The sequence below is a fragment of the Nibribacter ruber genome (assembly GCF_009913235.1).
GTDB classification, from domain to species: Bacteria; Bacteroidota; Bacteroidia; order Cytophagales; family Hymenobacteraceae; genus Nibribacter; species Nibribacter ruber.
This window is the reverse complement of record NZ_CP047897.1, coordinates 1073628-1095545: the sequence shown is the minus strand read 5'-3', so window position 1 is coordinate 1095545 and position 21918 is coordinate 1073628. Positions and strand designations below refer to the sequence as shown.

23 protein-coding genes are annotated in these 21918 nt (G+C 50.3%); 11 read left to right on the top strand and 12 right to left on the bottom strand.

Annotated elements, in window-relative coordinates; translation table 11 throughout:
- Nucleotides 1-111 precede the first annotated feature (111 nt).
- From GU926_RS04620 to rlmF, 4 genes are all read left to right on the top strand, one after another.
- Nucleotides 112-534 carry a hypothetical protein gene (locus tag GU926_RS04620; RefSeq protein WP_160689466.1) on the top strand — a complete coding sequence of 141 codons (423 nt, stop codon included), beginning with the start codon at nt 112-114 and terminating at the stop codon, nt 532-534.
- 193 nt (nt 535-727) lie between these two features.
- On the top strand, nt 728-928 hold the full coding sequence (locus GU926_RS04615; protein WP_160689464.1) for a hypothetical protein: 201 nt from the start codon (nt 728-730) through the stop codon (nt 926-928).
- 250 nt (nt 929-1178) lie between these two features.
- Nucleotides 1179-1559, top strand: a complete 381-nt coding sequence (locus tag GU926_RS04610) for a RidA family protein (RefSeq protein WP_160689462.1) — start codon at nt 1179-1181, stop codon at nt 1557-1559.
- Nucleotides 1560-1880: 321 nt separating this feature from the next.
- Nucleotides 1881-2858 (top strand): 23S rRNA (adenine(1618)-N(6))-methyltransferase RlmF, encoded by a 978-nt coding sequence (gene rlmF / locus GU926_RS04605; RefSeq protein ID WP_160689460.1) that lies wholly within the window; start codon nt 1881-1883, stop codon nt 2856-2858.
- A 432-nt stretch (nt 2859-3290) separates the two neighbouring features.
- Here rlmF and xth read toward each other — a convergent pair whose 3' ends face one another.
- The gene (xth, locus tag GU926_RS04600) at nt 3291-4067 is read right to left on the bottom strand and encodes an exodeoxyribonuclease III (RefSeq protein WP_160689458.1); all 777 of its coding nucleotides are present in this window, start codon (nt 4065-4067) and stop codon (nt 3291-3293) included.
- A 248-nt stretch (nt 4068-4315) separates the two neighbouring features.
- Here xth and GU926_RS04595 point away from each other — a divergent pair, with 248 nt between their 5' ends.
- The gene (locus GU926_RS04595) at nt 4316-4519 is read left to right on the top strand and encodes a hypothetical protein (protein ID WP_160689456.1); all 204 of its coding nucleotides are present in this window, start codon (nt 4316-4318) and stop codon (nt 4517-4519) included.
- Nucleotides 4520-4532: 13 nt separating this feature from the next.
- Nucleotides 4533-5165: a hypothetical protein gene (locus GU926_RS04590; protein WP_160689454.1), complete on the top strand. Its 633-nt coding sequence runs from the start codon at nt 4533-4535 to the stop codon at nt 5163-5165.
- On the opposite strand, the gene GU926_RS18560 is transcribed toward GU926_RS04590, so the two are convergent.
- Nucleotides 5156-5278 carry a hypothetical protein gene (locus tag GU926_RS18560; RefSeq protein ID WP_262886154.1) on the bottom strand — a complete coding sequence of 41 codons (123 nt, stop codon included), beginning with the start codon at nt 5276-5278 and terminating at the stop codon, nt 5156-5158. The two genes, GU926_RS04590 and GU926_RS18560, sit on opposite strands and share 10 nt — an antisense overlap.
- Before the next feature lie 79 nt (nt 5279-5357).
- Here GU926_RS18560 and GU926_RS18445 point away from each other — a divergent pair, with 79 nt between their 5' ends.
- The 3 genes from GU926_RS18445 (at nt 5358) to GU926_RS04575 (ending at nt 7310) form a co-directional block, all read left to right on the top strand.
- Complete coding sequence (locus GU926_RS18445) at nt 5358-6299, top strand: DUF5996 family protein (RefSeq protein WP_160689452.1); 942 nt, start codon at nt 5358-5360, stop codon at nt 6297-6299.
- A 61-nt stretch (nt 6300-6360) separates the two neighbouring features.
- Nucleotides 6361-6738 (top strand): PH domain-containing protein, encoded by a 378-nt coding sequence (locus tag GU926_RS04580; protein ID WP_160689450.1) that lies wholly within the window; start codon nt 6361-6363, stop codon nt 6736-6738.
- A gap of 92 nt (nt 6739-6830) precedes the next feature.
- On the top strand, nt 6831-7310 hold the full coding sequence (locus GU926_RS04575; RefSeq protein WP_232058430.1) for a methionine-R-sulfoxide reductase: 480 nt from the start codon (nt 6831-6833) through the stop codon (nt 7308-7310).
- 540 nt (nt 7311-7850) lie between these two features.
- Here GU926_RS04575 and GU926_RS04570 read toward each other — a convergent pair.
- Nucleotides 7851-8495, bottom strand: coding sequence for a peptide-methionine (S)-S-oxide reductase MsrA (locus GU926_RS04570; RefSeq protein ID WP_160689448.1), 645 nt, complete (start codon nt 8493-8495; stop codon nt 7851-7853).
- A gap of 235 nt (nt 8496-8730) precedes the next feature.
- Between GU926_RS04570 and GU926_RS04565 the strand changes: the two genes are divergently transcribed.
- Both GU926_RS04565 and GU926_RS04560 read left to right on the top strand, forming a co-directional pair.
- Complete coding sequence (locus GU926_RS04565) at nt 8731-9630, top strand: EamA family transporter (RefSeq protein ID WP_160689446.1); 900 nt, start codon at nt 8731-8733, stop codon at nt 9628-9630.
- 177 nt (nt 9631-9807) lie between these two features.
- The gene (locus tag GU926_RS04560; RefSeq protein WP_160689444.1) at nt 9808-10854 is read left to right on the top strand and encodes a ferredoxin--NADP reductase; all 1047 of its coding nucleotides are present in this window, start codon (nt 9808-9810) and stop codon (nt 10852-10854) included.
- On the opposite strand, the gene GU926_RS04555 is transcribed toward GU926_RS04560, so the two are convergent.
- From GU926_RS04555 to GU926_RS04515, 9 genes are all read right to left on the bottom strand, one after another.
- Nucleotides 10849-11265, bottom strand: coding sequence for a hypothetical protein (locus GU926_RS04555; protein WP_160689442.1), 417 nt, complete (start codon nt 11263-11265; stop codon nt 10849-10851). The genes GU926_RS04560 and GU926_RS04555 overlap by 6 nt on opposite strands.
- 22 nt (nt 11266-11287) lie before the next feature.
- Nucleotides 11288-11701 carry a hypothetical protein gene (locus tag GU926_RS04550; RefSeq protein ID WP_160689440.1) on the bottom strand — a complete coding sequence of 138 codons (414 nt, stop codon included), beginning with the start codon at nt 11699-11701 and terminating at the stop codon, nt 11288-11290.
- 173 nt (nt 11702-11874) lie between these two features.
- The gene (locus GU926_RS04545) at nt 11875-14340 is read right to left on the bottom strand and encodes a S9 family peptidase (RefSeq protein ID WP_160689438.1); all 2466 of its coding nucleotides are present in this window, start codon (nt 14338-14340) and stop codon (nt 11875-11877) included.
- A 231-nt stretch (nt 14341-14571) separates the two neighbouring features.
- Entirely contained in the window at nt 14572-15459 is an 888-nt protein-coding gene (locus tag GU926_RS04540; RefSeq protein WP_160689436.1) for a hypothetical protein, read from the bottom strand.
- 322 nt (nt 15460-15781) lie between these two features.
- Nucleotides 15782-17122, bottom strand: a complete 1341-nt coding sequence (locus GU926_RS04535; RefSeq protein ID WP_198001460.1) for an MFS transporter — start codon at nt 17120-17122, stop codon at nt 15782-15784.
- A 12-nt stretch (nt 17123-17134) separates the two neighbouring features.
- Entirely contained in the window at nt 17135-17794 is a 660-nt protein-coding gene (locus GU926_RS04530) for a bifunctional 4-hydroxy-2-oxoglutarate aldolase/2-dehydro-3-deoxy-phosphogluconate aldolase (protein ID WP_160689434.1), read from the bottom strand.
- Entirely contained in the window at nt 17784-18815 is a 1032-nt protein-coding gene (locus GU926_RS04525; protein WP_160689432.1) for a sugar kinase, read from the bottom strand. The genes GU926_RS04530 and GU926_RS04525 overlap by 11 nt, the downstream gene beginning before the upstream one ends.
- A 3-nt stretch (nt 18816-18818) precedes the next feature.
- Nucleotides 18819-20216: a glucuronate isomerase gene (gene uxaC, locus GU926_RS04520; protein WP_160689430.1), complete on the bottom strand. Its 1398-nt coding sequence runs from the start codon at nt 20214-20216 to the stop codon at nt 18819-18821.
- Nucleotides 20217-20329: 113 nt separating this feature from the next.
- Nucleotides 20330-21760 carry a tagaturonate reductase gene (locus tag GU926_RS04515; protein ID WP_160689428.1) on the bottom strand — a complete coding sequence of 477 codons (1431 nt, stop codon included), beginning with the start codon at nt 21758-21760 and terminating at the stop codon, nt 20330-20332.
- Nucleotides 21761-21918: the final 158 nt, after the last annotated feature.

The following is a 21918-nucleotide window of genomic DNA, read 5'->3' as shown; positions in this document are numbered from 1 at the left end:
GGAAAGAGGAGGTTTTATTCCATATATTGAGCTTATAACCTGAATAAAATCTATAACCGGAATAGGAGGCTATGGTTATACAATAGTTGGCAATAATAAAAGAAATATAAAATGTTTGAAGTAGTTGGGTGGATAGTAAGTGGAATTATAGCTTACTTCTTCTTTAAACCTTACTGGAAGCACCCTGTAACCAGAAAGAAATTAATAAAAGGATTTCTTATACTTTTTCCTCTGGCGGTTTTGTTTTCTTTCATAGGTTCTTATTTAATAAATGCTGGACAACCAGAATCCTTCAATGAAGGTGTTGAATTAGTAAAACAGAATCTGGACGTAAAAAACAAGATAGGTGGATTCAAGTCACTGCATTTCAATCAAAATGATTTACCTAAGGACTCGGACAATCCAGCTAAATTAAGATTCGAGTTAGAAGGACAAGAAGGAAGAGTTTTGATAGAATGTTTAGTTATCAAAGAAGGTGATGACAACTGGAAAGTGGCTGAAATTATAAAAGACAGTCTTGTTGAGAAGTACTAGAAAAAATTACTATTGCCAACACTGTATAAAAGTCAGCGACGGCCGACGGCCTCGCCGTCTTTTATACTAGTCCGTTGGCAGCAATTGTAATCATGAACCTTAAGTGAAAATTAAACTATATTCATTCAAAGACTTTCTTTTACGGCTAGGAATAATTTTCTTCGATTTGGCTGTATATGTGTTCTTAGGAACCATGATGATGAGCTACGACGACAACTATGACGAGAGCAAAGGCGAGTATTGGAGTTGGGAAAGTATGACCGACTTCGACAAAGCAGTAGTGGTTGGACTTTACTTTTGGCACGCAGTAAACATCATTGGGATATGCTACCTCATCTACAAGTTTATAAAAGGAATTAGGCAGCGGACAGAAACTGCTTTGGCCGACAGCTAAAAATATTTTGTAAAAGATGAAATTTCCGTTTTTGACCTGTTTTCTTGAAAAGAGACTAAAAACAGAGATTAATAAGAAAAACCAAAAGGAAATAGAAAAAAACAACTCATGCCAATACTGTATAAGCGCCAGCCTACGGTCGACAGCCCTCGCCGCAGCTTACACAAGTCCGTAAGGCTGCAATCTGGAAACTAACAACCATTCCTAACACCAGCCATTTTATATACTATCCCTCATCCCAAAAACAACTATGAAAAGAGAAGCTTTTACCGCCGAAGGTGCCGTGTCTGTGGGGCCGTATTCCCATGCTGTGGCGTCTGGGGAGTTGGTGTACCTTTCTGGGCAGACGCCCATAGAGGCAGAGACCGGGAAACTGGTGCAGGGAGACATTGCCGCGCAAACAGAGCAATGCTTTAAGAACCTGTTCAACGTGCTGGCGGCGGCAGGACTCACGCCAGACCATGTAGTGAAGGTGAATGTGTACTTAACCGACATGGCCAACTTTGAGGCGATGAACCAGGTGTATGCCCGGCAGTTCACGGCCCCGTACCCCGCCCGAACCACCATTGGCGTAGCCTCCCTGCCGCTGGGTGCGCAGGTAGAACTGGAGATGATTGCCAGAAGAAGCTAGCCAAAAACAAGCGTTGCAAGAGTCCTCCCCAACCAATCGTTTTTGGCTTGTTTTCGCTGAAATAGGCTAAAAACGATGCTTCTATGGCCTCCTATAGACTTTGAAGTAGGCTTGAAAAGGCTGTCTGTCTTGAGAAATAGGCTTACAAATGGCTGCGCTCTTTTATGATTTTCTATGGTAGGCTGCCTTCTTGGCAAAAGATTAAAAAGGGCGAAAATCGACGAGAGAGCACCTCTGGTAGGAGAAGGAAAGGATACGCTATGGAAAAAGCTGGCCGAATGCCTACCTTCGGGTTGTCAAATGTGATGGCCCTTTGCTCTAATGCGTCCAGATAAGAAAATCCACCCCGAAGAGAAATCAAATCTCCACCCCAGAAACAAGCACCGGGCGCGGTATGATTTCAAGCAACTCATCAAGAGCAGCCCCAACCTGGAACGCTTCGTGCGCCCGAACGAGTACCGCGACCTCTCCATTGACTTCTTCAACCCGGCTGCGGTAAAAGCCCTCAACAAGGCCCTGCTCAGGTATTTCTACAAGATCAATTTCTGGGACATCCCCGAAGGCTACCTTTGTCCGCCCATACCCGGCCGCGCCGATTATCTCCATTACATTGCAGATGTGCTGGGTGCCACGCCAGCGGGCGCTTCTGGCCAGAAAATACCCAAAGGCGCAAAGGTCACCTGTCTGGATGTAGGCGTGGGCGCCAATTGCGTGTATCCCATCATCGGGCATCAGGAGTACGGCTGGTCGTTCATTGGTTCAGACATTGACCCGGTAGCCATTGCCTCGGGGCGGCAGGTGGTAGACCAAAATCCCGCCTTGCAAGGGCACATTGACCTGAGGCTGCAAACCAACCCCGGCAACATTTTCAAAGGCATTCTACGTCCAGAGGAGCGCATTGACGTGACCATCTGCAATCCGCCGTTCCATGCCTCCAAAGCAGAAGCGCAGGCCGGCTCTAGACGAAAGGTGGGCAACCTGAAACAGCAGCGCGTGTCTGCTGCGGTGCTCAATTTTGGCGGACAGAGCAATGAGCTTTGGTGCAAAGGAGGGGAGCCCGAATTCATTGCCAACATGGTGCGGCAAAGCAAAGGGTTCGGCACGGCCTGCCTCTGGTTTTCTACGCTGGTTTCTAAGCAGGCCAACGTGCCGGGCGTGCACAAAGCCTTGCAGGCCGCAGGGGTGCTGGAAGTGAAAACCATTCCCATGAGCCAGGGAAACAAAGCCAGTCGCCTCATCGCCTGGACGTTCCAAACCCCAGAACAGCAGAAAATCTGGCGCGATACCCGGTGGCGGTAGAAGAGGACGGCAAATATTAGGCTTCACTCGGATGATGTAGCTTTTTCTTCACCACTGGCTTTAACAATCTGCCTTAGAGTCCTAGCCTACAATTGTAAGCCTCCGTTTGCGCCCGCAATTTGGGGAATCTGGAAAGCGCAGGAGACCAGGCAGTGCCCTTGTCTCTCCTTCAATGCCTGCTATGATAATGCCCTGTTTAAGTGTGAATGGGGATTAGATGAATGCCATCCTTTAAAGGCCTAACCAGACCAACAGTTGGTGACCAATGCAGAGACAATGGCACCGCCTGGTCTCCTGCGCATTCTAGGCAAACTATACCTAATACCTCCGGATACAAACCTGCGTTAAGGCAGTTGACTAGCACTTTTTAATAAGCAGCCAATCCGGTACAACTCATTAATTCCCTTAAAGAATTACCGCTGATTTGGTTTTTCAGGCGTCTTCCAGCTCAATCCAGACGGGAGCGTGGTCACTGGACTTTTCCCAGCTTCGGGCCTCGCGGTCTACGCCAGCGGCTTTGAGTTTGTCCTTTAGATTGGGGCTCAGAAGAAAGTGGTCAATGCGCAGCCCGGCATTCCGCCCGAAGGCGTTTCTGAAGTAATCAAAGTAGGTGTAAATGGTTTCCTTTGGGTGCAGGTACCGTATAGCGTCCGTCCAGCCTTGGGCCAGCAATTGCTCAAAGGCAGCGCGGGTCTCTGGCCTAAACAAAGCGTCCTCTACCCAGCGCTCAGGTTTGTAGGCGTCCAATTCTGTGGGAATCACGTTGTAGTCGCCCGTTAAAATGATTGGCTCCTTTGACGCCAGCAGGGAGGCGGCGTGTTGGGCGAAATGTTCCATCCAGCGCAGTTTGTACTCAAACTTGGGACCCGGAGCGGGATTGCCGTTGGGCAGGTACAGACAACCAATGGTAAGACCGTTTACTTTGGCTTCCAGGTACCGGCTTTGGTCGTCATCGTGGTTGCCCGGCAGGCCTCTTCTGATTTCTTCGGGCTTGCCCACTTTGGAGAGAATGGCTACTCCGTTCCAGCTTTTCTGCCCCTGCCAAATGGCCTCGTAGCCGGCCTCTAGCAAGGCTTCCGCCGGGAATTTTTCTTGCGGTGCTTTCAGCTCTTGCAGGCACACTACATCTGGCTGGGTTTCCTGGAGCCAGCGCAACAATACCGTCAGCCGGGCACTGATTCCATTCACATTATAGGTAGCTATTTTCATAAGATATGTCTGGTATAGATGGCCCGCGGCAAGTACCTATTAGGCTCTGTATGTTTTCTATTGGTTAAACTGCCTTAGCATACGGTTTATGTTACAAAGAGTAAGCAGAACTCGCCTAGAAAACAGAAGCCTTGTTATCCTCTGAGAGCTATTCCATTGGAGCTATTTTTGAATATACATCTAAATGAATATATTTCCGTTAAAGGCCTTGTTGTATCAGGCACATCTGTTCCACTAACGTATCCATTATGAAAACCAAGATTATGGCTTTGGCTACCCTCTCTCTGCTGGCCCTGGGCTGCAGTGAAACCAAAGAGAAAACGGTGACTACTTCAGAAACCACTGTAACAGACCAAGCTACCACGGTTACAGATTCTACTCAGATAGAAAACACCACTACAGAAATAGAAGCCGCCACGCAAGAGGTGGATTCTTTGTTAGAAGATTTATAAGAAAGCCCCTTCCATGAAAACGAATTATAAACTACTTCTAGGCCTGGCGCTAGGCGCGGGCTTAGTACTTCAAGCTCCCTTAGATACCATTGCTCAGGGAAAAGGACAGGCCAAGAAAGAAGCCCACCAAGATAAGGACGACCAGGAGAAAGAGCATGGCCAAAAAGGGAAACCAGACCAAGCTAAAAACAACAGTAAAGGCAACCAGGAGAAAGGCCAGAACAACAACAACAACAACAACAACAACAACAACAACAAAGGAAATGGCAACCGCGGCAACAACGGCCAGGACAAGGACGAAGATCGTCTGGACCGGGACAACCAGGGCAATGCGTATGGCAAGGACAAGGACGGAGTCTCGGGCCGTGAGTTTGGCCAGCAACGTGCCGCCCAGGCCCGTTTAACCGGCGAGCAGCGCCGAGAGCGCCTGGAGGAATCCATGGAAAACGGCAACGAAAAAGTAAAAAACGCCCGCACCAAGATTGCCAAAGCCAGAGAAGCTCTGGAGAAAGACCGCAAAGACAAAAAACTCTCTGACGCAGAATATCAGGAAAAGAAAGCCAGGATTGAGCGCGCCGAGCGTGCCGTGCAGGTACTGGAAGAAAAGATTGAAGAAGGCAGAGCCTTGGGCGCCCTTCAGGAATAGATTTCCAGCAGCACATCCCAACAATAAGGATACGTCACTTCTGCATTTTCCTTAGCTCCCGTAGTAGGTCCTTTCAAGAAGGGAGCGGCTACGGGAGTTTTTATTTGAGCCATACCAAGCTATTTGGTGGACAAGTAGTTATAGAAATGTATTTTACAAGGCCAATCCCGAATTGGTCTCGTTTAAGTAAGCATGGAAAAACAGCAATGGCCCAAACTCTCTTATGAAGAAGCCAAAGATACCTACCAGACGCTTCATCTCTGGTGCCAGATTGTGGGCAAGATAAAAATGGGGCAGCTGCCTTGGCTCAATCACTCCTGGCACGTGACTCTGCAAGTAACGCCCTCGGGGTTTACCACCGGCGATCTGCCCGCCGGGAAAAAGCACTTCCAGATTAACCTGGACCTTCGGCAGCACCAGGTGCAGGTGGTCACCAGTCTGGGGGAGGAGCGCACCTTTCCGTTGGCGAATCTGTCTGTGGCGGGTTTTTACGGGTTGCTCATGAGCACCCTGCAGGAAATAGGCCTAGTGGTGGAGATTCATGCAGTGCCCAATGAACTGGAAAACCCTATTCCGTTTGCAGAAGATTCTGTGCATGCCACCTATAATCCCGCACAAGCCAGCCAACTGCATACCGCCTTCCTCCTGGCCCAAGGGGTGCTTACTACCTTCAGGGCTGAGTTTACAGGCAAATGCAGCCCGGTGCACCTGTTCTGGGGAAGCTTTGATTTGGCGGTGTCCAGGTTCTCAGGAAGGGCGGCACCCAAACATCCCGGCGGCGTACCCCACTTGCCAGATTGGGTGGCCCAGGAGGCGTACTGCAAAGAGGTGAGCAGCTGCGGCTTCTGGCCCGGCAATGAGGCTATGCCCTCGCCGGCCTTTTACAGCTACCAGTACCCAGAACCCGAAGGATATAAAACGGCCAAGGTTCAACCAGCTTCGGCGTTTTACCATGCCACGCTGGGAGAGTACATTCTTCCTTACCAAGAGGTGCAGCAAGCCGAACACCCTGAGAAAACGCTTCTGGCATTTTTGCGGAGCACCTACCAAGCTGGCGCGCAATTAGGCCACTGGGACCGCAAAACCCTGGAACGAGATGATTCCCTACTTCCCGAAAGCCTAAAGGTCACTTAAAACCAGGTTAATCCAATAGCAGTATCCTTTAATTTCTAATTTCTAATTTCTAATTCAACCTATGGGTTTACTTTCTGCAATCATGGGCAACGCTGGCGCTGTGTCCAAAGAGAATCTTTTGAAAGACTATGGTAAGCTGTTAATTCCCGGCGAGGACATTGAGCTGGGCTTTAAGCTGCTCCGGGACACGTTTATCTTCACCACCAAGCGCTTGATTCTGGTAGACCATCAGGGCCTGACCGGCAGCAAGGTAGAATACCTGTCCATATCCTATAGAAGCATCTCCAGGTTCAGTGTAGAGACATCGGGCACGTTTGAGCTGGACGCCGAACTCAAAATCTGGATTTCCAGCGAGGCCAACCCTAGCATCAAAAAGAAGTTTAATAAGAGCGTGAATGTGTATGATGTGCAGAATGTTCTGGCGCAGCACGTTTTATAACTTGCTGTAAACATGATCACTGCCAACTTGTTAATAACTAGGCTTTCCTTCGTTTTTAGCCTCTTTTCTGGAAAACAGGCCAAAAACGAAACATGATTGGCCGTTCTGGTATCTTCAAGGATAGGAACGGAATGCCTCTCTTTGCCCGTTCTATAGTAGTATTGTACCAACAAAACCTGCAACCCATGGAAAACGAACCGAAGAAATATAACGACCTCAGCCCCGAAGAAGAGTACGTCATTTTACGCAAAGGCACCGAGCGCCCCTTCACTGGAAAACTGTACAACATCAAAGAACCTGGCACCTATATCTGCCGCCAATGCAACGCCCCGCTTTACCGCGCTGAAGACAAGTTTGACGCCCACTGCGGCTGGCCCAGCTTTGACGATGAGATTCCGGGGGCCGTCACCCGCGTCCCAGACGCAGATGGCAGCCGCACCGAGATTGTCTGCTCCAACTGCGGCGGTCACCTGGGCCACGTTTTCTTAGGCGAGCGTTTCACCGCCAAGAACACCCGCCACTGCGTGAACTCCATTTCTATGGCCTTTGTCCCGGAGAAGAAAGAAGGCTGATTCCCTCTTTAACAGATTGCCTTTGTTATCAAGAGTTAAGCCCTTGGAAAGCAATTGTTTTCCAGGGGCTTTTTAGGGCTGGTTGTTTTTGTAGTGATTGTTTTTGCGCGATACTTAATACCTCCGCCGCTGCCTAATTCTGTCCTTTCTTGTTTGGATTATGGTCAGTGGGTTTGCCGTTTTCCGTTGTTAGTGATCCCACCAACCACCGCCTTCCGCCATTCTCAGCTTGCCCTTTGATACTGGTGCACGCTCCCGTGCGCTGGCGGTTCGATTTTCAAACTTAGACATATCACCTTTTCTTCTGATGTAGCGTTGTATTTCCATTACGACGTAAGCCCATGGAAATCATGCGCCTCTCCTCCCAAAGCAATTCTATCGGGAAATGAAGCGTTTCCTTGTTGCAATGGAGAGTTCCTGGCAGATGGAGGTTGTCCTGCTGCGTAAAACCATGACCTTCCACGGAACGATGCAAAAGGGACAGTTTTGGGAAACAGGCTAAAATGTAAGAGTGTATCTGTAAAAATATGTTAAATAGGACTAAGCAAGACGAGCTTGTTTCCACTTCTGCCATAACACGTCCTGGGCGACACCTGATAATCCAAAGCATTCCAATTCTGCGGTTATGTGCGCCTCCGTTCCAAACCCGGCAACAAAGCCGTTTACTCTAGCTACAGTTGTAGCTGCGTTGAATGTCAATTCATCTGGGTAATAGACCTGAAGTTCTTGCAGGAGGGGAGGAACCCTTTTCAAATTCCACTTTTGGTGACGTTCTTCTGCCAGGTGGTACTGGGTAAAAGGCAGCACCAGCGTCTGTATTTTTTCTGGTTGCCGCGCTTCCTCCGCTTGAATGGCCTTTTCTATGGCATTTTGCTGGACGGGAGAGTGATAAAAGACAGCCGAGGCGTACTGTCGCTTAGGGGCAATTCTGGTGGCTGAATGATGGATAAAGAAGAGGGCCAGCAGTTCTTCAAAGCTGAGTTGGGTAGCCTCAAAAGTGACTTGTACAGTTTCCAGATGGTCTTTCAGGTGCCAATACGTGGGAGCAGGAGAGGTGCCTCCCGCGTATCCCGCGCTGGTGGACACTACCCCGGGCACTGCCCCAAAAAGGGCCTCTGGTTTCCAGAAACAGCCCATAGAGAAGGTAGCTGTTTCCAAGGTAGGTGGGGTTTGAATAGTAGCCATATGCCTTTGATGTTAGAAAGAGTACCTTTTGCAGTACGGCATATCTGCTTGGGTAAAAATATTTTACTTAAGTGAATGCCGTTTTTGGCCTATTTTCTAGGAAATAGACCAAAAACGGGTTTCCCTTTGCGCAAAGGCAATAAGGAACCATCTCAACGCAGAGCGTGGAAACTGTCTCTAAAAGCGCTACCTTTGCAGCCCTTTTGTCTAAGGGGTTACAACAAAGAAAGACTAGATGTTTAGAGGCGGATTATTGGTGTTTTTGGGCGCGTGCAGTTTTGGCGTGGTGTCTACGTTTGTGAAGCTGGCCTACAAGCAAGGCTATACCCTGGGCGATGTGACCGGTTCACAGGCATTCTTCGCCCTGCTCATCCTGTGGCCGCTCTATTTCCTGCAGACCCGTTCTAAATCATTTAGGGCGCAGCAGCAACCGCAAACAACCCCCACCTGGAAACTAATTCTGGCCGGTACTACCAACGGTCTGGTGAGCATGGCCTATTATCAGTGTGTGCAGATGACGCAGGCATCGGTGGCCATTATTCTGCTCATGCAGTTCACTTGGATAAGCATGCTCTTGGAGGCTGTGCTCTTCAAGAAGAAACCTACCTGGCTGCAAATGATGGCCGTGGTGCTGGTGTTGGGCGGAACGGTCTTGGCCAGTGGCATGTTGGAAACGCAGGTAGAGAATTTGAGCTGGGCGGGCATCGGGTTTGGGATGTTGGCAGCGCTGGGGTACAGTATCTTCTTAATTGTGAACGGCCGGGTGGGCAATGAACTGTCGCCGGTGAAGAAGAGTGCCTGGATGATTACAGGGTCTGCCATATTGGTGTTCCTCGTGTTTCCGCCGGAGTTTTTAATCAATGGCAGTTTGCAAGAAGGATTGGGAGCGTTGGGTCTGGTGTTTGCCTTGTTTGCCGCCGTGATTCCGCCGGTGTTGTTTGCAAAGGGCATTCCCAAGGCGGGGGTAGTGTTAAGCTCCATTCTGAGCACGGTGGAGTTGCCGGTGGCGGTGGCCATGTCGTACTTTGTGTTACAGGAGCCTGTGACCACACTACGGTGGATGGGCGTCTTGGTGATTCTTCTGGCTTTGGTACTTCCCAACCTGAAACGGAAAAAGCAACTAGCTACCTTATAAATTAAAATGGCCACTTGTACAGGTGGCCATTTTTAATGCGTCGTTTTTGGCCTGTTTTCTGGAAAACAGGCCAAAAACGGCATAGGTACAGAGGAAAGTAAATGGTTTGCAGGAAGAAGAGATTAGAAATTCGGGTTTTGCGTATACCTTGCCAGAACTAGTGACCGTGCCTGCAGTATGAACTCCCCGTACATTCCCTTGACCATTTCGCGCATCAGAGAAGAGGTGCCTGGCGTGAAGACGTTTGAGTTTTCCGGACCCGAGTCTTCTCAAATTGCTTACCTGGCGGGTCAGTATTTAACTTTGGTGCTACCGGCGCAACCGCATAGGGCAGAGATACGGCGGTCTTATTCCATCACCTCTTCCCCAGACCTGCAGGAGCCTTTAGCCATTGGCGTGAAGCGCCTTTCCAACGGGGCCTTCTCGCGGTATCTGGTAGACCATGCCAAAGTAGGAGACCAGGTGCTGACCATTGGAGCGGCCGGATTCTTCACCCTCCCCGAAGAACTTTCTACAGTAGGCCAACTCTTCTTCTTCGCCGCGGGCAGTGGCATTACGCCCATCTTTTCCCTCTTGAAAACGGTGTTGGCCGCGCACGCTCCCTTGCCGGTTGTATTGGTGTACAGCAATCAGACAGAAAGGCTTACTATTTACAAGAAAGAGTTGCTAGCGTTGCAGAAAGCCTTTCCAGAGCGATTTCACATGCGCCTGTTGTACAGTGATGCCCCTAAGCTAGACCAGGCGCGCCTGCATAAGAATCTGTTGGAAAAACTGGTAAAGGAAATGGCCCTTGTTCCTCCAGAGCAGCTGCTGGCCTACGTCTGCGGCCCAGAAAACTACATGCGCATGTGTACCTATGGATTACGCGGGGCACAGGTGCCGTTTGAGAACATCAGAAAGGAGACCTTCAGCACCCAGAAAGTACACCTAAAAGCTACGCCGCCAGATAAGGACAGGCATAAAATTGAATTGGTGTGGCAGAAGGAGACGCACCACTTCTGGGCGCAGTACCCAGACACCATTTTGCAGGCAGCCCAAAAAGCGGGAATATCCTTGCCGTATAGCTGCGAGGTGGGTAAATGCGGAAACTGCGCCGCGCGCTGCGCCCAAGGCCAGGTCTGGATGTCCTACAACGAGGTGCTTACCCAGAAAAAGCTGGACCAAGGCTACGTTTTAACCTGCGTGGGGCATCCGGTGGGCGGTGATGTGACGTTGGAGTTATAAGTTGAAGTCTTCCTCAATCCAGTCCAGTGCTTCAGTGCGCTTCTGGAAGCATTTGATCTCTACCGGTTTGCCGTTGGTGTTGTGCAACATCTGGTCTTCAAACACGCGGTGCAGGCAATTTTCTGGTTCCACTACCGCCATCTTCTTAAAGTTGTACTCCAGAAACTTGGGCAGCCAGGTAGTGGTGAGCCATAGGCGGTCAGAGTCGCCCAGTTCTCGCATTTCTACGCGGTTGGCCAGCCAATAGCGCGCATTGTGCGCTACGGCCAGGTCCAGTGCCTGTTCTAGCGTCGGCCTGAACCGGTAGGAACTCACGTAGTCCAGCCACTCCATTTCCAGGGTGCGGGTGTCTTCATGGAACCAGATGTTGACGTACTCTTCGCTGTGTAATTCTTTGGCTTTTTGCAACATATGCTACAAGGTAAGGGTGAACCTATTTTCCTGTCTTAAGAAGCCAATCCAGGGCCGGCTTCTCTTCCTCAAACATTTTAATCTCTAACTGGTCGCCTATGTGTTGGTGCAGCTGGTGAAAAGACATTTTGCCGTAGATGCCCGGCGCCAGCACCTGGCTCATGTATTTTAATCCAAGGCGCATTACCAGGGGCGTCCATTCTTTAACAATCCAGTCATTTGCTATGTCCCAGGGGCCAATGAGTTCTTTGTGGTTGTTAAGCAGGCGCGGGCAGGGATGTTCTTTGAGCATGGTCACATAAAAATTACCACCTTCTTTCACCGTCTCCAGCGTCTGTATGCCAATCCAGCGGGCATGGATGTAGGAATTATCATCGGCACGTTCCGCAATCAAATATGTATCGCCGTTGGGCTTCTTGAATTCTTTTGTAACCATGTGGCTGGAAATCGCATGATAGTAGAAACGGTATACCCTGACAATAGGAAGAGGGTTGTGGCCGTTTACCCTGACCGCAAAGATACGCCATTGTTGCCGCTTTCCACGCTTTAAACGGAAACGCCCCACGGTTTCGTGAGGCGTTTCTGGATTAAATTTTTATTAGGAAAACCTTACCGCATGGTCTGTGACTGAGGCTTGTTTTTTACGTATTTCTCCAGCCACTGGTCCATTTCCCAGAGCATGTGCATGATGGATTCCTTGGCGCCGTAGCCGTGGCTTTCTGCCGGCAACACCACGTAGCGGGTAGTGGCGCCGTGGCCTTTTAAGGCATTGTAGAACCGCTCACTCTGGATGGGGAACGTGCCTGAGTTGTTGTCGGCCTCGCCGTGAATCAACAGAATAGGTGTCTTGATTTTATTAGCATAGTTGAACGGCGACATCTTGCCATATACCTCGGGTGCCTGCCAGAACGTGCGCTCCTCCGCCTGAAACCCGAAGGGCGTCAAGGTACGGTTATACGCCCCGCTGCGCGCAATACCGGCGGCAAACAGGTCTGAATGGGCCAGTAAGTTAGCGGTCATGAAGGCGCCATAAGAGTGTCCGCCCACGGCCACGCGGTTAGGATCGGCTATGCCCATTTTTGTGACCTCGTCAATGGCAGCTTTGGCGCTGGCCACCAGTTGCTCTACATAGGTGTCATTTGGTTCTGCGTCGCCTTCGCCCACAATGGGAATGTCTGTACGGTCCAGGACGGCATAGCCACGGGTCACCCAGAACAAGGGAGAGCCAGAGCTGATGCGCGTAAACTCATACGGAGAGCTTTTCACCTGACCGGCAGAGGCGGCGTCCTTGAACTCGCGCGGGTAGGCCCATAGGAGCATGGGCAAACGGCCTTGCTCTTTCTTGTAGCCTTTTGGAGTATAGAGCGTGGCTGTGAGCGTGACGCCGTCATTGCGTTTGTAAGTCAACAGCTGCTTGTCCACGCCAATCAACTCTGGGGTGGGGTGCGGAAACTTGGTCACGACCGTGAGCTTCTTGGAGCCTATCTGCCGAAGGTAATAGTTGGGTGGATCGTTTTCAGATTCGCGGCGGGTGATGAAGGTGCCTTTCTCTGGATTCAGCACATCTACCGGGCGCTCATAATATGGGGCTTCTGACCGCCAGAGAATGTCATTCTTTTTGGTAGCCAGATTGAATTTGCTCAGGAACGGACGGTTGCCCTGCGGTGATCCTCCCTCACTGATCATGAACAGGTTCTGGCCAGACTTATCGGTCATCAGGACGCTGCGGCCGAATTGGTTTTTGGTCATGACGGGCGTGCCTGGGTCTGAGTACAAATCCTCATAAGAACGCTCAATCAAAAGCACCGGCTCAGCACCGGACTGGCTTGGTTTTACCTTGGTGGTGCGCTCCTGGCGGGTTCTCCACCAGCGTTCCGTCACCAGGGCCAGGTCATTGTTGCCCCAGGTGATGCCGGCGTACCGTAATTTTGTACCTGCCAAGGCTACCGGTTTGGCAGAGAAAGGTGCGGCTTGCATGTACACCATGTCGCGTACGGGCACGTCTTTCTTGTCATTGCCGCCGTCCTGGGCTTCTACCCAATACAAGGTGGCCGGTTGGTCTGGGCGCCAGTTCACGCTTCTTGGGCCAGCGGCCACGGCGTTAAAGCCCACCGGAATATTCTCTCCTGATGGGATGTCTGCGATTTGTTTCACCAACTGGCCCTGGCGATCCCATACCTGCACGGTGTACGGGAACGAGTTGGCCGGCACCAGGTACGAGTAAGGGCGCTTGGTAATGGCCACCAATATATATTGTCCGTCTGGCGAGGTGCTGAAGCTCCGGATGATGCCTTGCTCGCCTATTTTGGTTTGCTGGCCGTCCAGGTTGATCTGCGTGAGTTGGCTGGTGAGGTAATAGTCAAACAAGGCCTCGTCGGTGCGGTTCTTCAACAGGTCCTGATACGTGCGCGAGGCAGCCGTTTTGCCCAGGTTTTCCTGAATGATGGGACCGGCCGGCGTGGTGTTGGTTTTGGGTGCTTCGCCGCGGTTAGGATTCACCATTTTCACCAACACAGATTTGCTGTCTGGTGCCCATATCACGGCGTTGCCATAGGCATCATTGATGGTGGCATTGGTTAGTTTGCGGGCGGTTCGGTTGGCCACGTTCATCACCCACAGTTCAATGCCGTTGGTGGTCGTGTTCAGGAAGGAAACGTGCTGCTCATCTGGTGACCAGGCCACGTCCGTTATTTTGGCGTTGTTTGGGAGACCTTGGATGGTGAATTCCTGTCCGCCGGTTACCTTCTTCAATTTGAGGTTGTTGTTGGAAGAGCCTCGGCTGGCACCGTTCACCGCCGGGTTAATGCGCAAGCCGCCAATGCGAAGTTCAGGGGCGGCTACTTCCTCAATTGACGGGTAACCGGGCCGCTCCATCACCAGCATCCAGTCGCCCTTAGAGTCAAAAGACACCGACGGGGTGGAAGGAGCTTCAATTAGTTTCGCGATGGATTCTGCGGGGCGCTGGTAGGGCACGTTGAGGTCTTTGGTACCCTGCGCCATGACCGGCCCGCTCAAGGTGAGCGCGAGCATCCAAACGGCCACATGCGAGCGGCGCGATAGTATAGAGTTGGACATGTTTTGTTTGTTAGGTGGGGAAGGATTTTGTGCATTCAATCTACAAAGAACAAAGCACTTTTGCACGCGGCCGTTTTTGGCTTGTTTTCGCCAAAACTGCCCAAAAACGAAAACCCAAAGGTCGAGTCGCCCTTGTTGAGAATGCTTATTTTTTGCCGCCTGTTCAGTTTCTAACCAACCGTGAGAAAGGGGCATGAAAAAGGGCCAGACATTGCTGGCCCTTTGGTGTTTTTACTCTTCTTCCTGCGGCTGTGGCTGCGGAGCCAGTTTGTTTTCTACGGTGACTTTGGTGGCACCAGCCCTGGACACGATCACTTGTTTGCCTACCTCTACCAGGTTCTTGCTTTCATAGATTTTCATGGCGGTGGAGATATCAATGGCCTGTCTGGTTTGTTCATCCAAGTCAAAGGTGAGGGTGATGAAGTTGAGGTGCACGCCCAGTGGTTCCAGTAATTTGTTAGCCGATAGTAACAGCTTGTTTTCTAGTTCGGCCTGGTCCAGCTCCACAATGTCTTCCTGTAGGAAAAGCGACTTGCTTACATCTCTGATTCTTTTGTCAATCACCATGTTCTCGGCGCCTTCAAAGGCACTAGGATCCAAGGCTTCATTTTTGTCTGCGTTGGCATTGGCCTTCCCTAAAAACTTGGCCTGCCTGATGAACGCCAGCGGGTCTGTGATGGAGTAGTCATAGTCAATGTGAATGGAGGCTCGCACGCGGTCTTTCAAATTAGAAATGAAGCGGCTGTCGCCTTGCATGGGAAAGTTTGGAATCACCACCTTCATGAAGCAAGGGTTTCCTACGCCCTTCGGCACGGCATCACCGGCGTTTACTTTTTTCCAGGCCATGCCGCAGTCATCAGACACCACCACTTGCTGGTTAGATTTGGCATAGTTGCAGGATTGTAATGCCATTACTAGAATGCCTATCACCCAAAGCCCTTTAATGCCTTTAAAAACAAGATACAGCAACGCCGCCAGGCCCAGCACTACCAGTCCAGAAGTGATGAAAGACGCATTGGCAAAGTAATTTCCCTGTCCAGAATGCCACGCGCCATAAAGGGCGTAAGCAGCAACAAGCAATAAAAGCAAAGGGAGGAAAATTTTAGTAAATCTGTTCATGCAATGAAGTCGTTTGGATTATGATGACGATATGTTAGAAAATGACAGGAGATGGTTAAGTAAAAGGTAAAGCCACCTGTACAGATTACATTAGTAGGAGGGAGGAGAAGTTTCTTACTGTTTGCCTTCTTAATTATTTGTCATTGATAATTCAAATGGGGTTCCTTCTACCTCCTGACCAAAATATACAACTGGGCGAGTTGGTCGTTTTTGGCTTGTTTTCTGGAAAAAAGGCCAAAACGGCTACAACGTTCTGTGTAAAATGAAAAGCCCATCACTGGTGAGAGTGATGGGCTTGTTTGCTTTCATCTGCTAAGAAACATTACACAGAAATTGGTTTCATCTTAGGCACTAGGAAGTGCATAATCAGCCAGGCTGCTAAGTAAGCGCCCCCGCAGATTAGGAACATGATGAAGTACGCCGTTTCTAATTGGTTGATGCTTTCATAGTACACGAACATGCGCTTCTGCACCAGGGCAGATAACAGGATACCCCCCAAGCCGCCGGCCATGCCGCCAATTCCCGTTACCGAGGCTACGGCGCGTTTCGGGAACATGTCAGACACGGTGGTGAAGATGTTTGCGCTCCAGGCCTGGTGCGCAGAGGCTGCAATACCAATCACAATTACGGCCAGCCACATGTTAATCTCCCCCAACTGCTGGGCAAACACGATAGGCAACACGAAGAAGGCAATCAGCAACATAGACGTCTTGCGCGCTCTAAAGGCCGGCCAGCCGTTTTTGATGAACTTCATGGGAATCCAGCCGCCGCCAATGCTGCCAATGCTGGACATGGTATACACCAGCGCCACCGGCAAGGCGATGTCTGTGCCGGTTAAGCCGTACTGCTTGTTCAGGAAGTCTGGCAACCAGAACAGGTAAAACCACCAGATAGGGTCTGTGAGAAACTTGCCGATCACAAACGCCCAGGTTTGTCTGAAACTTAATAGTCTGGCCCAGCCTACCTTAGGTTCAGTTTCAATGGCTACGGCGGCCATATCATCTACGTCAGAGTGAATGTAGTCAAACTCGGCTTTGGTTAATTTGGCGTGACGGGCCGGTACTTCATACAGGATAAACCAGAAAATCAACCAGATGAAACCCAGCGCCCCGGTGATGATGAAGGCCCACTGCCAGCCAAGGGTTTCAGCAATGAACGGCACCGAAAGCGGAGCCAGAATAGCCCCCACGTTAGAACCCGAGTTGAAAATACCCGTGGCCAGCGCACGCTCCTTCTGCGGGAACCATTCAGCCGTAGTCTTGATCGCCGCCGGGAAGTTACCTGATTCTGTGATGCCCAAAAACGCTCTAGCCACCCCAAACCCGAAGGTGGAGGAAACGAAGGCATGACCCACGGCGGCAACGCTCCAAAGAAAGGTGGATAGCGCGTAGCCAATCTTTGTGCCTAATTTGTCAATGACGCGGCCCACGCCCACCATGCCTAGCGCATACGCTACTTTAAAGGCAATCTCAATGTTGGCGTAGTCCCCAGAATTCCAGTGGAACTCGGTTTCCAGATACGGTTTGAGCAGGGAGATGACCGCCCTGTCCAGGTAGTTGATGGTGGTGGCAAAGAAGACCAGCGAACAGATGGTCCACCGGTAGCGGCTCATTTTCTCTTGCGAGGTCATTGGCCTGTTGTTTGTTTGGGTAGTTTGGGTCATGGGCGCGGTTGGTTAGAGTCTACAAGTCTGGGCGAGGTGCAATGCTTGTTGGGTGAGGGTATGGAGTTGGTCGTATTGACGGTTGGCCAGAATGTCTTTGCTGATGAGCTTGCTTCCCATGCCCACGGCGCAGACACCCGACTTGAACCAGGTCTTGAAGTTGTTTTCCTCCATCTCTACGCCACCCGTAGGGATGAAGAGTTGGCCCGGGAACAACTCTTTGATGGAAGACACAAAGGCCGGACCTACAATGTTGGCCGGGAAAATCTTAATCAAAGCCGCCTCCGCTTGTTGGGCTACATGAATCTCAGTAGGCGTGAAGCAACCCGGAATCCAAAGCAGTCCTGCCTCGTGCACCAAACTTCCCACGGCCGGGTCCACAATAGGGGCTACAATATAATCAGCGCCGGCTTTCAGGAAATCATTGGCCTGTGCTTCCGTTTTGATGGTGCCAATGCCCAAGTGCAGGTCTGGGTACTGCTGAAGTTCTTGCTTTAAGTATTTGAAGTTCTCCAAAGCGGCCGGTCCGCGGTTGGTATACTCCAAGGTTCTTACCCCGGCTTTGTACAGCGTCTGAATAATTTCAAGGCTCACCTGCGGGTCCTCGTAGAAGAACAAAGGCAAAAGGCCTTGGTCTAAAATGGCCTGCAGGGCAGTTTCTTTAGTTGGCATAGGCTTGGATGGTTTCTTCAATCTCTGCCACCGTGCTGGAGGTGGCATCGCTTAATATGAATAGTTTCTTGAAGGCCGCGGCTGTGGCAAATTCCAACGTCTCTTGCGGTGCATGGCCTTGGTAGAAGCCGTAGATTAAGCCTGCCATGAAACAGTCGCCACTGCCTACTTTGTCCAGAATCTGGTCTACCACATACTCCTGCGAGACATGCAGTTCATTCTGGGTGTACAGCGTGGTGAAGTAGCGGATGCCTTTCTCCTGGTAGTCAAACCGAAAAGTGTTGGCCACGGTCTTGCAATTTGAGAAAGCCTTCAGAATGGCTTCAGAGGTGAGCGTAGCGTGTTGCAACAGCTTCTCTTTTTCAATCTCGGCTACCAACTCTTCCTGCAAAGGCATGCCCAGCATTTTGTTAGCCGCCCAGACGTTGCCCATGATTAAATCACAGTACTGCGCCAAGGCAGGCATAATCTCCACCGGGTCTTTGCCGTATTGCCACAGCTTGGCACGGTAATTCAAATCCAGGGAAATGAAAATGTCTCTTTCCTTAGCGGCTTGCAAAGCCTCTGCACAAACGTCTGCCACGTTCTGGTTAATGGCCGGACAGATAGCACTGAGATGGAACCAGCTCACGCCTTCAAACACAGCGTCCCAGTTGATGGTGCCCACCGTCAAGTCTGCGTAAGCGGAGCCCTTGCGGTCATAAATCACGCCCGCGTTTTTTAGGTCTTTGCCTTTGGGCAGGTAATACAAGCCAATGCGTTCACCCTGCATCACTACCGGAGAAGTGTCAATGTTACGCTCCTGCAAATACTGGATCAATTGCTCAGAAACCGAATTCTCAGGCAAGGCCGTCAGGTACGCCGAAGGAATATCCCACAGAGCCAAAGCGGTGGCAACGTTTAGTTCGGCGCCGCCTACAAAGAAGGGCAATTGATTTTCTGCCAGCCATTGGCCGTCACCATCTGGACAGATTCTGAGCAACAGCTCCCCGAAGGACAGTACTTTTCCTTTGGTCTGCATGGCTTAGAAGTTGAAGTAGTTTTTAGCGTTGTTGTAGCAGATATCCTCCACCATCTGGCCAATCCATTTCATCTCAGAAGCCGGTAGTTGGCCGCTCTCCACATCATTGCCCAGCATGTTGCACAGAATTCTTCTGAAGTACTCATGTCTAGGGTAGGAGAGAAAGCTACGGCTGTCGGTGAGCATGCCCACAAAGCGGCTCAACAAGCCCATATTGGACAAGGCATTCATCTGGCGCTCCATGCCTTCTTTTTGGTCCAAGAACCACCACGCAGAACCGTACTGCACCTTGCCCGGTGTGCTACCATCGTTGAAGTTGCCAATCATGGTGGCGTACAGTTCGTTTTGGCTCGGGTTGAGGTTATACAGAATGGTCTTGGCTAACTGGTTTGAGTTGTCCAGTTTGTCCATGAACTTAGACAGCGGACGGGCCACGTCAAAATCCCCGATGGAGTCAAAGCCCGTGTCTGCGCCCAACTCACGCATCATGCGAGTGTTGTTGTTGCGCAAAGCGCCCAAGTGGAACTGCTGCGTCCAGCCTTTGGAATGATCCAGCAGCGCCAGTTCTACCAGCATGGCAGATTTGAATTTTACTACTTCTTCCTTGGTCAATACCTGCTTCTGCAAGGCCTTCTCAAAGATTTGCGCAACCTCCTGGTCAGTGTATTCTTCGGTGTAGATGGTTTCCAAGCCATGGTCCGACAAGCGTCCGCCTTGGGCGTGGAAGAAGTCATGGCGTTGCTTAAGTGCGTCCAGCAAATCCTGGTACTTGCTGATGGAAATGCTCGAAGCGGCTTCTAATTTCTGCAGATAAGCTAAATAACCAGCGTCTTCAATGGCCATTGCTTTGTCTGGCCTAAACGTTGGCAATACTTTGATACCGAAGTCATCAGCCGCAATCTTCTGATGGTGCTCCAGGGAATCAATTGGGTCATCGGTGGTACAAATGACCACCACGTTCATCTTCTTCAAGATGCCGCGCACGCTGAACTCGTCGGTTTGCAACATGGCCGTGGCCGCGTCATAAATTTCACGCGCGCTCTCTGGTTTCAAAACCTTCTCAATCCCAAAGGGTCTTTTAAGCTCCATGTGCGTCCAGTGGTACAAAGGATTGCGCATGGTGTAGGGCACGGTCTGCGCCCACTTCTCAAACTTGGCGTAATCATCTTCGTTTCCGGTGCAGAAGCTCTCAGAAATGCCGTTGGTGCGCATGGCGCGCCATTTGTAATGGTCGCCTTCCAGCCAGATTTGGGTAAGGTTCTTAAATTTTCTATCGTTGGCTATGTCTTCTGGGTTCAAGTGGCAGTGGTAGTCAATGATGGGCATGTGCTTGGCATGCTCATGGTACAAAGTCTGGGCCGTCTTAGTCTCTAGAAGAAAATTGTCGTGTAAAAATGACATGAGGGTGCTGTTGATGGGTGAATGAAATTTTGCTGTTTAGCAGTAATTATGGAGAGCTCCGTTTTTGGCCTGATTTCAGGAAATCAGGCCAAAAACGGAAGCTGTTTTTATGATTAGTTAGTGTTTGCCTGCACGTTTTCTGCTCCTTGCAAAGCCACAGCTTCTGCAGTTACCAAGGCGGTCAATCCGTTAATCTGGTTCAGGTCCTGACCCCAGAAGTCTTCACTGGCCAAGGCCATTTTCACTGTTTCTTCCACTGACTCTTTTTGCCACGCCGCCTGGAAGAATTCCAAGACTTCTGGCGTGTCATTTAAAGGAATCTGCTGGCCGTTGTACTCGCCTTTGTAGAACAGAATCAAGGCTGCCAATGACTTTAGTAAGCGCTGTGGTAATTGCCCTGTGCGTTGCTGGTATTCTAACACCGATGGCAACACGCGCACTTTGTATTTTGCTACTGAGTTGAGGGCAATTGTGATGAGTTCATGGTGAATGAATGGGTTCTGGAAACGCTCAATCACGTCCTTGGCAAACTGATTAAGTTCCTCGGTAGAAAGGTCCAGGGTAGGAATGATTTCCTGGTAGATGGCATCCTTTATGAAGGTGCCTGAAGTCTCGTCTTCCACGGCCTCGCGTACGGTCCGCAATCCTTGCAGGTAGGCAACAGGTACTAGTGCTGTGTGTGCGCCATTCAAGATTCTTACTTTACGCGTGCGGTAAGGGGTCAAATCCTGAGCAAATTTCACTTGCAAACCCGCTTTGTTGGTAGGGAAGGCGGCCTGCACCGATTCTGGCGCTTCAATCACCCATAGGTGGAAGGGCTCTGCTTTCACTACTAGATTATCCTCAAAGTCAATCTCCTGCTGAATGTCTTGGATGGTGTCCTTCGGGAAGCCCGGCACGATGCGATCTACCAGGGTGTTGCAGAAAATAGTGTCTGCCTCAATCCAGTTAGAGAAGGCTTCGGGTAGATTCCAGTGCTGGGCGAACTGCAGAATGGTGGTGCGCAGGGCCTCACCGTTTTTTTCAATCAGTTCACACGGGATGATGGTCAACGCCTTGTCAGAATCCCCGTTGAAATACTGGAAACGACGGTACAACAGAGCGGTTAATTTACCCGGAAACGAGCTAGAAGTGGTGTCTGGAGAAGCGTCTGCGGCGTCAAAAGAAATACCCGCCTCAGTAGTGTTAGAAATGATGAACTCTAGGTCTGGATTTTCTGCCAGTTTCAAATAGCCTTCATAGTCAGCGTACGGGCTCATGGCGTTCTGTACGCAGCTAATCAGTCGGGTTTCCTGCGTAGTCTTTCCGTCCTGAATTCCTTCCAAAACCACGTGGTATAAGCCGTCTTGGCCATTGATAAGTTTGTAGATGCCTTTATCTAAGGGCTGGATGATTTCTACTGCTCCGTTGAAGTCGGTTTTCTCATTGAGAATGTCAATCATCCAATCCACAAATCCCCGCAGGAAGTTGCCTTCGCCAAATTGTATCACTTTCACGGGCCTCTGCTCTGAGATTTGGGCGGTTTGTCTGTTTAACGGTTGCATCTTTTTGGTTTTCTGGGAGGCTTTTTGTTTCTGCCTCTGCTTTAAATTTTATTTGGATAGATGGCTTTGGTGATTCAACTAAAGCGGTGATAAGTTCTTCTAATTCGTTTTGGCTTCTTTTCTAGAAAACAGGCCAAAAACGGATGGATGGCTAAGGA

What these genes read in the sequence shown, in the direction of transcription:
- GU926_RS04620 (WP_160689466.1), top strand. Translation starts at nt 112, where the DNA reads ATGTTTGAAGTAGTTGGGTGGATAGTAAGTGGAATTATAGCTTACTTC.
- GU926_RS04615 (WP_160689464.1), top strand. Translation starts at nt 728, where the DNA reads ATGATGATGAGCTACGACGACAACTATGACGAGAGCAAAGGCGAGTAT.
- GU926_RS04610 (WP_160689462.1), top strand. Translation starts at nt 1,179, where the DNA reads ATGAAAAGAGAAGCTTTTACCGCCGAAGGTGCCGTGTCTGTGGGGCCG.
- rlmF (WP_160689460.1), top strand. Translation starts at nt 1,881, where the DNA reads ATGCGTCCAGATAAGAAAATCCACCCCGAAGAGAAATCAAATCTCCAC.
- xth (WP_160689458.1), bottom strand. Translation starts at nt 4,067, where the DNA reads ATGAAAATAGCTACCTATAATGTGAATGGAATCAGTGCCCGGCTGACG.
- GU926_RS04595 (WP_160689456.1), top strand. Translation starts at nt 4,316, where the DNA reads ATGAAAACCAAGATTATGGCTTTGGCTACCCTCTCTCTGCTGGCCCTG.
- GU926_RS04590 (WP_160689454.1), top strand. Translation starts at nt 4,533, where the DNA reads ATGAAAACGAATTATAAACTACTTCTAGGCCTGGCGCTAGGCGCGGGC.
- GU926_RS18560 (WP_262886154.1), bottom strand. Translation starts at nt 5,278, where the DNA reads ATGGCTCAAATAAAAACTCCCGTAGCCGCTCCCTTCTTGAAAGGACCT.
- GU926_RS18445 (WP_160689452.1), top strand. Translation starts at nt 5,358, where the DNA reads ATGGAAAAACAGCAATGGCCCAAACTCTCTTATGAAGAAGCCAAAGAT.
- GU926_RS04580 (WP_160689450.1), top strand. Translation starts at nt 6,361, where the DNA reads ATGGGTTTACTTTCTGCAATCATGGGCAACGCTGGCGCTGTGTCCAAA.
- GU926_RS04575 (WP_232058430.1), top strand. Translation starts at nt 6,831, where the DNA reads ATGATTGGCCGTTCTGGTATCTTCAAGGATAGGAACGGAATGCCTCTC.
- GU926_RS04570 (WP_160689448.1), bottom strand. Translation starts at nt 8,495, where the DNA reads ATGGCTACTATTCAAACCCCACCTACCTTGGAAACAGCTACCTTCTCT.
- GU926_RS04565 (WP_160689446.1), top strand. Translation starts at nt 8,731, where the DNA reads ATGTTTAGAGGCGGATTATTGGTGTTTTTGGGCGCGTGCAGTTTTGGC.
- GU926_RS04560 (WP_160689444.1), top strand. Translation starts at nt 9,808, where the DNA reads ATGAACTCCCCGTACATTCCCTTGACCATTTCGCGCATCAGAGAAGAG.
- GU926_RS04555 (WP_160689442.1), bottom strand. Translation starts at nt 11,265, where the DNA reads ATGTTGCAAAAAGCCAAAGAATTACACAGCGAAGAGTACGTCAACATC.
- GU926_RS04550 (WP_160689440.1), bottom strand. Translation starts at nt 11,701, where the DNA reads ATGGTTACAAAAGAATTCAAGAAGCCCAACGGCGATACATATTTGATT.
- GU926_RS04545 (WP_160689438.1), bottom strand. Translation starts at nt 14,340, where the DNA reads ATGTCCAACTCTATACTATCGCGCCGCTCGCATGTGGCCGTTTGGATG.
- GU926_RS04540 (WP_160689436.1), bottom strand. Translation starts at nt 15,459, where the DNA reads ATGAACAGATTTACTAAAATTTTCCTCCCTTTGCTTTTATTGCTTGTT.
- GU926_RS04535 (WP_198001460.1), bottom strand. Translation starts at nt 17,122, where the DNA reads ATGACCCAAACTACCCAAACAAACAACAGGCCAATGACCTCGCAAGAG.
- GU926_RS04530 (WP_160689434.1), bottom strand. Translation starts at nt 17,794, where the DNA reads ATGCCAACTAAAGAAACTGCCCTGCAGGCCATTTTAGACCAAGGCCTT.
- GU926_RS04525 (WP_160689432.1), bottom strand. Translation starts at nt 18,815, where the DNA reads ATGCAGACCAAAGGAAAAGTACTGTCCTTCGGGGAGCTGTTGCTCAGA.
- uxaC (WP_160689430.1), bottom strand. Translation starts at nt 20,216, where the DNA reads ATGTCATTTTTACACGACAATTTTCTTCTAGAGACTAAGACGGCCCAG.
- GU926_RS04515 (WP_160689428.1), bottom strand. Translation starts at nt 21,760, where the DNA reads ATGCAACCGTTAAACAGACAAACCGCCCAAATCTCAGAGCAGAGGCCC.